Origin of the sequence: Paenibacillus sp. 1-18, from assembly GCF_000520755.1 — a bacterium.
Taxonomy (GTDB): Bacteria; Bacillota; Bacilli; order Paenibacillales; family Paenibacillaceae; genus Paenibacillus; species Paenibacillus brasilensis.
This window is the reverse complement of sequence record NZ_ASSB01000299.1, coordinates 19,260-31,021: the sequence shown is the minus strand read 5'-3', so window position 1 is coordinate 31,021 and position 11,762 is coordinate 19,260. Positions and strand designations below refer to the sequence as shown.

The window sequence follows — 11,762 nt, the reverse complement described above, 5'->3', positions numbered from 1 at the left end:
TGATCTCATTGAGATCATGATCCTCTTTTGTATATGCATATATTTTTGAAATGTCCTTACAAAAGGAAGGTAACATTTTTGTTACGGAATGTAAGAGTAACCCCTGTATAATAGGTATTGAATCCCATACAAACACGCTGCATTATTGCAGAATTATGCAACTTCCTATGGAGGAGTTTGTATAATCAATCAGGCTGGTAAGGAGGGAAGATCATGCGGCGAAATAAATGGCTTGCTCTATTGGTGCTATTCAGTGTCGCTGTCGCGATTCTTACCGGGTGTGTAGAAGAGGAGCCTACTTGGACATCGTTTGAGGGAGCTGCCAACGAGAAGACATTTCCGGTTCCCAAAGAAGCTAGTAAAACCGATCGGGCCAGCAGTAACTCGGATATGGACTATGTTCGCTATGCACTGCCAGCTTTGAAGGAAAGTGATAGCCTGCCTGCTGCTTATTTGGAGGAGATTGCAGCTTGGGGCTGGACGGAGGAACCGAATTTATCCACTTCTAATCAGAAGGTGTTCCAGAAAAATAAGCACATGGTGCACTTGTCTGTGCATGATGGTTCTTTTACTGTATTGGTTCCGAAGGATGGAAAGGCTGCTGCGAAGAGTAGAAGTGTGGACCTTAATTAGTAAGGAATGATGTGTATAATACTAAATGGAGAGATTAGATAAGGGAGCACTCAAAACTGCTGTTGGAGTAGCGGAGTGGCTTCCTTTTATATATGTGCATAGATCTTATTTTCTATCTGCTAATGATTAATGAAGATACAGAGGACGGATACCCATTCTTGGGAGAAATAAAAGCATATATTGTACTAACACAAAAAAGGGAGCAACCTCACAAGGGATGCTCCTTTTTTGATACAGATGATTGGAGACAGTTAGATCAGGCCTAAGTTTCTACCTGTATGAAAGATGAATGTTGAGATTTACTGTTGATAATAGGAGGCATCCTCATCAGTGAATTTTAACATGCCGTCCTTTCTCTCGCCTGTAAGCCGACTCAGAATGTATAGACGCGGTGCAATAAGCCAGAGATGCCAGAAAATTAAGGATACAGTAAAGGCTGGGGGAGACCAGAATATAAATACTGCTGACAAGCAAATACCGATCCAGAGTGTATGTATGTGCACACGACGAAAGATACCGTAGCCTATGTATTGGTCTGTCATATATCCCAGCCAAGGCAGCTTGCGGTGGAATGTCCAGCGTTTGCGGAAAGCTGTTCCGCCACCTATGAATAGTACAGATCGCGAAATTACAAATTGTACCCATAAGGTCAGGAAAAAGGCGAGGACAAACAAAAATAGGCTGGTCCAGGAGAAAGCAAGAAGTAAAAAGAGAAGCATAATGACAGGCAGTGAGATGTGGCTCCATATCAACTGACGCGGTATACTGATTTTTTTAATGAGCTTATAGTGATAGTAGGTAGCTTTGGTTCCGGTTTCCTCTGTCATGCAAACAGTCCTTTCATTAATCTACTGCATCTAATAAGTGGCTTCCCGCTCACAGCCGGATAAAGGGACGGTACTTCGCTCATGCCGCTTTTAACAAGTATTACATCGGTTTTTGAATGTACAGATTGATTGGCATCTAGCGTTAGCTACCCTATTCTATAATTAGAGGAAAAGCTATCACTGATGAAGTGTACATGGCTCCCATGAAAGGGTATCCAACCATAGGGGCTTTTCTTATTATATCGGCATAGGGGGCAGATTTTTAAACATACGGCGTACAAACACCATAAGGGCCCAGAGGGAATATATATAGAGTATATCGTCGAGCTGGGCTATGAAAAGGTTTAAAATAGTAGAAAGTGCCCCATACTAATAGTAAAAGAAACAAGGTGGGATGGATATGCATGATCAAAACGGCCACCGCTGCATTATATGCAGCCAACACAAGCATGAAGGCATTTTTATCGTTTCCGAGTTTATCTGCGATGCATGTGAAGCTGAAATGGTGCACACGGATGCAACAGACGCCAAATATCATTTTTTTATTGATCAGCTTAAGCAAATCTGGGTTCAGAAAAATGCATAATATCCTTTGTCAGCTAGTCTTTAAAGGAATGCATTCCAAGGTCTGTCGATACGGGCCTTTTTTTCTGTGAGTAAAAGTAGGATTCCGCTTGATTTTACGATAAAATAGGGTAGATATAAAGCTTTGTTTCGGAAGGATTGCAGAATGATGGGGAAAACGACGGGACATGCACCACTAATGGAGGCCCTCATACGTTATCGAAATAAGGGCAATGCTTCTTTTCATGTGCCGGGTCACAAAAATGGACAAGTATACGAGCATGAAGATATCGCGTCTCTGTTACAAGAGGTGATGTCAATTGATGCGACGGAAATAGCGGGACTGGATGATTTGCATCACCCAGAAGATGTGATTCGAGAAGGACAACAACTGGCTGCGGAGTGTTTTGGTGCGGAGGAGAGCTTTTGGCTGGTTGGAGGAAGCACGGTCGGTAATTTGGCTATGATTCTGACTGTATGTACAATGCCGGGAGATATACTGCTGGTTCAGCGTAATGTACACAAGTCTGTCCTGAATGGTCTTATGCTGTCAGGGGCTACTGCAGTGTTCCTGGAGCCCGAAATAGATACGCTTAGTGGGTTGGCGGTTGCTCCGTCGACGGATACGGTAAAGGCTGCGCTTAAGGCCTATCCCTCGGCTAAAGGGGTATTGCTTACGCTACCTAATTACTATGGGATGGGGTATGATCTGAAGACAACGGCTAGAGCCTGCCATGCGGCCCATGTGCCGCTATTGGTAGATGAGGCACATGGCGCTCATTATGGTCTTCATCCTCGTTTGCCAGCCTCCGCTCTCTCCTGTGGGGCTGATGTAGTTGTTCAGTCGACACATAAAATGCTCCCAGCTATGACCATGGGGGCCATGCTGCATGTGCAGGGAGAGCGAGTCCATCGAGAGCTGCTCCGTCAGCGGCTAGCAATGGTGCAAAGCTCCAGCCCTTCGTATCCGTTAATGGCCTCGCTGGATTTGGCAAGATGGCATATTGATGTTCATGGCGAGGACGCCTTTACGGAGGGGTTAGCAGCGGTGGATGCTTTTAGAAAGGGTCTGGAGCAGCTCCCACGCTTTCGCTTGGTAGAGCCTACACAGCAAGCGGAATATGGGGAAGACGCTCATAAAGACAGCTCTGAGGGCTTAGAGAAGGACGGGGAGAGGATCAGCGGGTATTCAACTCAAGACCCCTTTAAAATAGTATTGTACGATGCATTGGGTGTATTGGATGGCTTTGGACTAAAGCATGAGCTGGAGTCTTACGGATGTATTCCGGAGATGAGTGACGAAAAACATGTTGTTTTACTGTTTACGTTAGGCTCTACGGCCAGAGATGCGAGTCACCTGTTGCAGGCGTTTGTGCATATAAATAATGATATAAGGTTTAAGAAGACGGCTGGTGAGCTGTATTCCATGGGGATGGAGCAGCATGGACTAGATTTGGATTTTTCCACGTGGAACAATGATCGTATGACAGCTTATTCTAATCCGGTGCAGTTTGGACTTCAACCGATTAACCCGGAACAGATAGAGGTCGTGCCTTTAGAGGACACGGTCGGCAGGGTAGCTGCAGAAATGATTATCCCGTATCCTCCAGGTATTCCGCTGCTATATGCAGGAGAGAAGATCACGGAGGCGAAGGCTCTGCGGATGAGACGTTTACGTGATTTGGGAGCCAAGTGGCAAGGGGCAGCAGATGAAAGGTTGCTTACGATTCGGGTATTCCGTTTAAAATAAAGGTTAGAACCGAGAGACTTAACGACAAATACAGAAGGCTGGATAAAAGAAGCATACGAGCCTGTGGGTGACTTTTATTTTTCAGGCTGGAAAGCAGGGAACGATATGAATCGCAAAGGTATTTTTATTACGCTAGAAGGGGGAGATGGCTCCGGTAAAACAACCATGATCCAACGGCTGGCCAAGTTCATGGAGGAGGAAGGGCATCCTGTCATCACGACGAGGGAGCCGGGTGGCATCGAAATTTCTGAGAAGATTCGTGCTATCATTTTGGACCCGGCCCATACCAGTATGGATGCCCGGACAGAGGCGCTTTTATATGCGGCAGCCCGGCGCCAGCATTTGGTGGAGAAGGTAAAGCCGGCAGTTGAACAGGGATCTATCGTATTATGTGATCGTTTTGTAGATAGCAGCTTGGTCTATCAAGGATTTGCAAGAGGAATCGGGATAGATGAGGTTGCTTCAATTAATCGTTTTGCGGTCGATGATTGGGAGCCGGATGCTACGTTTTATCTGGATATCGAACCCGAGTTGGGATTAGCGAGAATTAATGCATCACGTGGAGAGGGGATGGATCGCCTCGATATGGAGAGCATATCGTTTCATCATAAGGTGAGAGAGGCCTATCTGGAGCTTGCCCGTAAATTTCCGGAGCGAATTACGATTGTCGATGCATCTCCTGCACCGGAGCAGGTAGAGCAGGTATTGAAGGATTTGCTGAAAAAGCGATTTATTCAGAATTTTAACGTGTAATTGTCGAAGGATATACGGTAAAATTGAGCTAGGGACAAGGTTGCCCCTAATATGGCTTGAAGGAGGAATACAGGATGAAGCTGATTATTGCGATTGTACAGGATAAGGATAGTAACAGATTATCCAGCGGACTGGTGAAAGCTAATTTCCGTGCTACCAAATTGGCGAGCACAGGGGGATTTCTGCGTGCAGGTAATACGACGTTTATGATCGGTGTCGATGACAATCAGGTGGACTCGCTGATGAATGTCATTCGCAGCAGTTGCAAGGTTCGTGAACAGCTGGTCACACCCGTTACCCCTATGAGCGGGACGACGGACTCCTATCTGCCATTGCCTGTTGAAGTACAGGTCGGTGGAGCTACGGTGTTCGTGATGCCTGTAGACCGTTTCGAGCATTTCTGAATCTACACAATAGGACCTATTCTGCCGATATGATAGGGAAATGCTTGTGTCTTGCTCACATAATGGGAGTGAGGGCAGATCCACTAAAACGGCAGCGCTAAAGCGCAATCCCCGGAGAAGCCGATAGGACCCTCAAGTTCCAAATTGAACTGTTGAAGAGGGAAAAGTGGAAGCACCCGGGGAGAAAGCAGGTTTATATGAAAATAAATCCGGGCTATCGCCCTTTACAAAGTACATTGTCTACGAATGAGATGAGCACGAAGCCGATTCAGCCCAAGAGTTTTTCCGATGTTATGCAGCAAAATGGGGAGCAGGCTTCACAGCAGGAATTGAATCGGCGCTTTAAGGAAATTCAAATGCAGGGGGATCGTCTTGCACGCTCAATGACGATTCGTGAGCTAAAGGCCTATAAAATGCTGGTCAAACGGTTTTTGGAGGATACAGTTCGGCGAGGCGTGTCCATGAAGGATACGAAGGGCTGGGATCGGCGGGGGCGCAGCAAGCGTTATAAGCTGATTGATGAAGTGGATGAGATATTGCTCAAGATGGCGGATGAGCTGCTCGAAACCGAGCAAGGAAAGATTGAACTTTTGCAAGGAGTCGGTGAAATAAGAGGATTGCTGATTAATCTCTCTTTTTAATGCAGACTTTATGTTATAAATGAATACAATGGGCTGTCGCCACGAAGAAATAATCTGCTTGCTGATCATGCTGGCAGATTATTTTTGACTATGTAGTGCATGTGGGCAGACGTGAAAGTGAGGAATTATGTCTTTCCAACATATAATAGGGCAGGATATAGCCAAAAAGATGCTTCAAAACGCGCTGCGGAATCATACGGTCAACCATGCCTATGTTTTTAGTGGTCCGCCAGGAAGCGGGCAGATGAAAATGGCACAGACCTTTGCCAAGGCTTTATTTTGTGAGCGACGGACGGATGATGCATGTGGAGAGTGTTTGTCCTGTCGTAAGGTAGAACACGGAAACCATCCCGACTTGCATATTGTAGAGCCGGATGGGGCTACAATTAAAATTGATCAGATTCGCGGACTTCAGCGTATATTTTCTTATAGATCAGAAAGCTCTAATCCGAAGGTATATATCATCCAGCGGGCGGATACCATGACAGTGCAGGCTGCAAACAGCCTGTTGAAATTTCTGGAGGAGCCTCAGTTACCCGTGGTCGGCATACTCATTTCTGAAAATGGACAGGCTTTGCTGCCTACAATCCAATCACGGTCGCAGATGGTTCCTTTTCATGCCTTACATCCGGAAATGATGATGCAGGAGTTGATTGGGGAAGGCTATACGGCAGGACTTGTCCGATCGGTAGTTCATATGGCTTCGGGACTGGAATCATGTAGAGAAATTCTCCAGCAGAATTGGTTTGCAGAAATTAGAAACGTAGTGTTACAATTAGTGAAGGAGTCCATGAGCCGGGGGAGCTCGTCCATTATTCTGGCTCAACAGAAGATTTTTAAAACTGGACTTTCTGAACACCTGGATATTCTGTTTCATCTGTTTCATTTGTGGTTTAAAGATATGCTTCATTTCCGTTACGGAAGGCACGAAAGCATTGTTTTCATAGATCATTTGGAGTCCGTCTCCAAATTGGCAATCACCCGCAGCACGGAACAATGGGTCTCTTATATGGATTTGGCCGCGAATTGCAGAAAGAAGCTCCGTTTTAACGTCAATGGACAATTATGCGTGGAGCAGCTTCTGATTGGTTTGTCCGATACAAGCGGTTCTATCACCGGCTAACAGGAAGGCGCTCTTGTTCCACTCTGTACAATCCGCGACGCCAGGTTCCCGGTTTGTGCGACAGTGAGACTTCAATTGCGGCCATTCGTGCAATGTCGGCTTCAAAAGAGGTTTAGTGGCATACAAGGGGGTTAATTTTTGTATAGTGTAGTGGGTGTCCGTTTCAAGAAGGCGGGCAAGACTTATTATTTTGATCCGCTGGATCTTCCGGTGGAGAAAGAAAACTGCGTCATTGTAGAGACCGCACGCGGTATTGAATATGGCAAGGTTGTGGTGGGCAAAAAAGAGGTAAATGACTCGGATGTTGTCCTGCCTTTAAAGAAAGTCATTCGTATTGCCGGAGATGATGACGCTCTTGTTGTAGAAGAGAATAAATTGGCGGCCAAGGATGCATTCGGTACGTGTTTAAATAAAATTAAAGACCACGGCCTTAAAATGAAACTGGTGGATGTAGAATTTACATTTGACCGCAATAAGATCATTTTTTATTTTACGGCAGAGGGCCGGGTGGATTTTCGAGAACTTGTAAAGGATTTGGCCAGTATCTTTCGTACACGGATTGAGCTTCGGCAGATCGGGGTACGGGATGAGGCTAAAATGCTCGGCGGGATCGGACCATGTGGACGTATTCTGTGCTGTTCCTCATGGCTGGGAGATTTTGACCCGGTATCTATCAAGATGGCGAAGGATCAGAGCTTGTCGCTGAATCCGACGAAGATTTCCGGGTTGTGCGGAAGATTGATGTGCTGTCTCAAGTTCGAACATGATAACTACGAGAGCATGAAGGAAGAGCTACCTCAGGTGGGTAAGATGGTTATCACCTCTATGGGGGAAGGCAAGGTTGTAGGCGTAAATGCAGGTCATCGTACGGTGCATGTTCAATTGTTTGAGATCGGCAAGGTCAAGGAACTTCCAATGGACGATGTAGTCGTCAAGTAAACCATTAGGTTGCTTCGGGGTGGAAACTTGGATAAATTAAATGTTTTTGCGCGTATTCACGAAATGGAAACCCAAATGGGACAGTTGTATAGCGATCTGGGTGAATTGAAACTGGCAGTAAAAGAACTGCTGGAGGAAAATCAACGACTAACGATTGAAAACGAACAGGTGCGTAAGATGCTCAAGCGTGAAACCTCTGGAGAAGAAAAGCCGGCAAGTAAACCGAAGCTTCCTCCTCCAATCGTCATAAAAGATGAAGAGGGAACGGGCGAGGTCGTGGGCGAAGGCTACGACAATCTGGCACGGCTGTATCATGAAGGATTTCATATATGCAACGTGTATTACGGACATTTGCGAACAGAGGGCGACTGCCTCTTCTGTCTGTCATTTTTGAATAAATAAAAACAAGCCGTAGGAGTAAGATGCCTACGGCTTTTTTGTAAGGAAGAAAGAATGAAGAGTGATTCTGGTTATAGAAGATGGGAGAGCACTATGTACGAAAATGGAAAAAAGTCCGAACGGATTGACGATCTGCTTTCACATAATTTGCGCATTATTCAAAGCGATGAGGTGTTTAGCTTCTCAATGGATGCAGTCCTGCTGGCACGGTTTGCCGGTATTCCGCAGCGTGGAAAGATTTTGGATCTGTGTACAGGTAATGGGGTTGTTCCGATACTACTTACGACACGAACCAAAGCAGCTATTGAGGGAATTGAGATTCAGCCTCGCTTGGCGGATATGGCTAGACGCAGTGTCAGTTTGAATGGACTGGAGGAAGTGATTCAGATTCGGGAAGGCGATCTGCGTGAGCTGGTTCAAATTACGGGATACGGTGTTTATGATGCAATTACCGTGAATCCCCCCTATATGCCGTTAAACGGCAGCGATTTGAAGGTGAACCCTCATCAGGCCATTGCGCGTCATGAAGTTAGCTGTACATTGGAAGAAGTTATTCAGGCGTGTACCCGGCTCGTTCGCAACGGGGGAAAAGTGTCCATGGTTCATCGCCCGCAGCGGTTGGGTGAAATTATATCTCTGATGCGTGCCCACAGTCTTGAACCGAAGCGGATTCGTTTTGTTCATCCACGGGCTCATATGGAGGCCAATATGGTACTGATTGAAGCGTTGCGCGACGGTAAGCCGGAGGTTCGTTTATTGCCCCCGCTCATTGTTTATCAGGAAAATGGGGATTATACTCAGGAAATAAGGGATATCTATGGGGAAGTAAGCAAGGAGGATTCAGTGTGAAAGCAGCTGTACAAAAAAGCTTTAGTACCAGCGAGGAAGAACGGGGCAAGCTGTATCTCGTTGCAACACCGATTGGTAATTTGGATGATATGACCTTTAGGGCGATTAACACCCTAAAATCGTGCAGTATTATAGCGGCAGAGGACACACGGCAGACACGCAAGCTACTGACACATTTTGAAATTACGCCGGAAATGCTCTTCAGTTATCATGAGCATAATAAGGCTGCCAGTGGGCCTGAGTTAATACGGTATATAATAGAAGGAAAAAATTTGGCACTGGTCAGCGATGCTGGTTTACCAGCCATTTCAGACCCCGGCTCAGATTTGGTCAAGCTGGCATTGGAAGCGGAAATTAGCGTCATTCCCATTCCGGGAGCGAATGCGGCATTATCAGCTTTAATTGCCTCTGGGTTGGATACAGAGAGGTTCACCTTCGCTGGATTTCCACCACGGGAGAAAAAGGACTTGGAGAAGCTATTGCAATCGTTTCAGGTATCCCACGGTACGATCCTTTTTTATGAATCTCCACATCGTATTGTGAAGACACTGACGGTATTGAAGGAAACATTGGGATCACGTAAAGTGGTGCTTGCGCGTGAACTGACCAAGCTGCATGAGGAATGGGTGCGGGGAACGGTTGAGCAATGCCTTGCTCAACTGGAGGAGTATCCACCGATTGGTGAATATTGTCTGGTGGTTGAAGGGAAGAACGAAGCAGAAGAGGAGCAGGAGCGTCAAGCATGGTGGCAGTCCATATCCTTGGAGGCTCATGTCGCTCATTACGAGGCAGAGGGCCTTACACGCAAGGATGCGATGAGGCGCACAGCCACGGATCGCTCTATTTCCAAGAGAGATGTTTACAACGCACTTCTGTAAATACCTGTCCAGACAAAAAAGGGCCTTCCAACGGTTGGGTTCAAACCGTGGAAGGCAACAAGGAGTATTTATGAAAAAGGTTAGAATTAACAATCTTTGATAAGTCTATTATATACTAAAATTCTCAGTTTGTCACAGGTGTTGGGATTTCAGAAATGCAATCTTGGCAAACAATTTTCCCTTTGAAGTAAATTACGTTCTCAGCATTGCCGCAGAAGATACAAGCAGGCTCGTATTTTTTAAGCATGATGCGCTCGCCATCAACATAAATTTCCAGGGCGTCTTTCTCTCCGATTCCCAGAGTACGACGCAATTCGATTGGAATAACAACACGTCCGAGCTCGTCAACTTTTCTTACAATACCAGTGGATTTCATCATAATAAATCAGGCTCCTCTCGCCGTTTAAAATAATATAAGTGTCATGATTCGACAAAATTTTCTCTTTTCTGATAATTACTATACCAACGATTCCCAAAACAGTCAACCTAAAAAAATTAGTAACAGGCTGATTATGCAAAAGTATTTGGATTAAAGAGCTTGATGCGTGTGTATTACCTTATTTTATAGATGATTTATCACGTTTGTCGATTTGGAAATGCCTAAAAATTATAATTCGACATATTACGACAAACAATGTCGAATGGAGGAAACGATTTAGGATTTTATTGTATTTTAATCCATTATTCCGAATATTAAAGGAGTTGATATCTTGCACCAGCCACTTAGTGAAGAAAAAGTTTTTAAAGACCCGGTACATAACTATATCCATGTTCAGGATACAGTGATATGGCGGTTGATCAACACGCCGGAGTTCCAACGTTTGCGCCGCATCCGGCAACTGGGCACATCCTATCTTACGTTTCATGGAGCGGAGCATAGCCGTTTTTCACATTCACTGGGCGTATATGAAATTACGCGGCGTATTATTTCGCAATTTGAACGCGGGGATTTTCCCGATTGGCCAAAGGAGGAAGGATTGGTTGCTCTGTGCGCCGCTCTGTTGCATGATGTAGGGCACGGTCCATTTTCCCATTCCATAGAAGAAGCCTTTCATATGAACCATGAGGATTGGACCTGTCGCATTGTATTAGGGGATACGGAGATCAACGCCGTGCTGCGGCAGGTCGATGAGGAGCTTCCGCAAAAGGTAGCTGCGGTCATTGCTAAGACATATGACAAGCCAATCGTTGTCAACTTGGTAACCAGTCCGCTGGATGCCGACCGTATGGATTATTTGCTGCGAGATGCTCATTCGACAGGTGTCAATTACGGTACTATTGACTTGGATCGTATTTTGCGGCTGCTGCGCCCTCATAATGGGAGAATCGTCGTAAAGGAATCCGGCATGCATGCGGTAGAGGATTATCTGATGTCACGCTATCAGATGTATTGGCAAATTTATTTTCATCCTGTAACACGCAGCTCGGAAATCCTTTTGCGTAAAATTTTCAAGCGGGCGAAGGAATTGTTTAAAAACGAATATAAGTTTGGTTTTCTGTTGGATCCGCTTCCGGACCTTCTGAAGGGAGACCTTACAGTAGAACAGTATCTGATGCTCGATGAGTCTCTGATTCAGACGGTGTTTAGCCAGTGGAAGCGAGAAAAGGACGACATTTTAAGCGATTTGAGCGCTCGTTTTATGGATCGTAAATTGTATAAATATGTAGAGATTGAAAATATGGATACAGATACTATTGACAGTATTCGAGAAGCTTTGGCTGAGGTTGGTTTACACCCGGAATATGATCTTGAAATTGATTTTCCGACCGATCTTCCTTATGATGTGTTTCGTAAGGGTGGCTCGACGGACAACCAGATTCTACTGCTTGGTCGCCAGGGTGAAGTGAGAGAGATTTCCGAAGTGTCGGAAATTGTACGCTCTATTAGTGGCATTCACCGAGGGAAATATCATATGTATTATCCACAAGATAAATTGAATAGGGTAAAAGACAGGCTTCCTGCCGAAATAAGGAATTATTTTGTCAAACAATAGACAAATAT

At 45.4% G+C, this 11,762-nt stretch carries 14 protein-coding genes; 12 read left to right on the top strand and 2 right to left on the bottom strand.

Annotated elements, in window-relative coordinates; translation table 11 throughout:
* Window positions 1–213 precede the first annotated feature (213 nt).
* Window positions 214–633 (top strand): hypothetical protein, encoded by a 420-nt coding sequence (locus L693_RS0118875; protein ID WP_025719063.1) that lies wholly within the window; start codon window positions 214–216, stop codon window positions 631–633.
* Between the two features lie 299 nt (window positions 634–932).
* Here the strand turns inward: L693_RS0118875 and L693_RS0118865 are convergent, their stop codons facing one another.
* A complete protein-coding gene (locus L693_RS0118865; protein WP_025719061.1) occupies window positions 933–1,460 on the bottom strand; it encodes a hypothetical protein in 528 nt (175 codons plus the stop codon).
* A 400-nt stretch (window positions 1,461–1,860) separates the two neighbouring features.
* Here L693_RS0118865 and L693_RS0118860 point away from each other — a divergent pair, with 400 nt between their 5' ends.
* The 10 genes from L693_RS0118860 (at window position 1,861) to rsmI (ending at window position 9,760) form a co-directional block, all read left to right on the top strand.
* The gene (locus L693_RS0118860) at window positions 1,861–2,046 is read left to right on the top strand and encodes a sigma factor G inhibitor Gin (protein ID WP_025719060.1); all 186 of its coding nucleotides are present in this window, start codon (window positions 1,861–1,863) and stop codon (window positions 2,044–2,046) included.
* Window positions 2,047–2,190: 144 nt separating this feature from the next.
* On the top strand, window positions 2,191–3,774 hold the full coding sequence (locus L693_RS0118855; protein WP_025719057.1) for an aminotransferase class I/II-fold pyridoxal phosphate-dependent enzyme: 1,584 nt from the start codon (window positions 2,191–2,193) through the stop codon (window positions 3,772–3,774).
* A 105-nt stretch (window positions 3,775–3,879) separates the two neighbouring features.
* Window positions 3,880–4,527 carry a dTMP kinase gene (tmk, locus tag L693_RS0118850; protein ID WP_025719055.1) on the top strand — a complete coding sequence of 216 codons (648 nt, stop codon included), beginning with the start codon at window positions 3,880–3,882 and terminating at the stop codon, window positions 4,525–4,527.
* 74 nt (window positions 4,528–4,601) lie between these two features.
* Window positions 4,602–4,931, top strand: coding sequence for a cyclic-di-AMP receptor (locus L693_RS0118845; RefSeq protein WP_007427998.1), 330 nt, complete (start codon window positions 4,602–4,604; stop codon window positions 4,929–4,931).
* Window positions 4,932–5,128: 197 nt separating this feature from the next.
* Window positions 5,129–5,572 carry a YaaR family protein gene (locus L693_RS0118840; RefSeq protein WP_025719053.1) on the top strand — a complete coding sequence of 148 codons (444 nt, stop codon included), beginning with the start codon at window positions 5,129–5,131 and terminating at the stop codon, window positions 5,570–5,572.
* Between the two features lie 127 nt (window positions 5,573–5,699).
* Window positions 5,700–6,695: a DNA polymerase III subunit delta' gene (gene holB, locus L693_RS0118835; RefSeq protein ID WP_025719052.1), complete on the top strand. Its 996-nt coding sequence runs from the start codon at window positions 5,700–5,702 to the stop codon at window positions 6,693–6,695.
* A gap of 138 nt (window positions 6,696–6,833) precedes the next feature.
* Window positions 6,834–7,634, top strand: coding sequence for a PSP1 domain-containing protein (locus tag L693_RS0118830; protein WP_025719050.1), 801 nt, complete (start codon window positions 6,834–6,836; stop codon window positions 7,632–7,634).
* Between the two features lie 27 nt (window positions 7,635–7,661).
* On the top strand, window positions 7,662–8,036 hold the full coding sequence (yabA, locus tag L693_RS0118825; protein ID WP_010349522.1) for a DNA replication initiation control protein YabA: 375 nt from the start codon (window positions 7,662–7,664) through the stop codon (window positions 8,034–8,036).
* A gap of 90 nt (window positions 8,037–8,126) precedes the next feature.
* The gene (locus L693_RS0118820) at window positions 8,127–8,882 is read left to right on the top strand and encodes a tRNA1(Val) (adenine(37)-N6)-methyltransferase (protein ID WP_025719047.1); all 756 of its coding nucleotides are present in this window, start codon (window positions 8,127–8,129) and stop codon (window positions 8,880–8,882) included.
* The gene (gene rsmI, locus L693_RS0118815) at window positions 8,879–9,760 is read left to right on the top strand and encodes a 16S rRNA (cytidine(1402)-2'-O)-methyltransferase (RefSeq protein WP_025719045.1); all 882 of its coding nucleotides are present in this window, start codon (window positions 8,879–8,881) and stop codon (window positions 9,758–9,760) included. Before L693_RS0118820 ends, rsmI begins: the two co-directional genes overlap by 4 nt.
* A 124-nt stretch (window positions 9,761–9,884) precedes the next feature.
* On the opposite strand, the gene L693_RS0118810 is transcribed toward rsmI, so the two are convergent.
* Window positions 9,885–10,139 carry an AbrB/MazE/SpoVT family DNA-binding domain-containing protein gene (locus L693_RS0118810; protein ID WP_007428005.1) on the bottom strand — a complete coding sequence of 85 codons (255 nt, stop codon included), beginning with the start codon at window positions 10,137–10,139 and terminating at the stop codon, window positions 9,885–9,887.
* A 331-nt stretch (window positions 10,140–10,470) separates the two neighbouring features.
* Between L693_RS0118810 and L693_RS0118805 the strand changes: the two genes are divergently transcribed.
* On the top strand, window positions 10,471–11,754 hold the full coding sequence (locus L693_RS0118805; RefSeq protein ID WP_025719042.1) for an HD domain-containing protein: 1,284 nt from the start codon (window positions 10,471–10,473) through the stop codon (window positions 11,752–11,754).
* The last annotated feature ends 8 nt before the right edge of the window (window positions 11,755–11,762 follow it).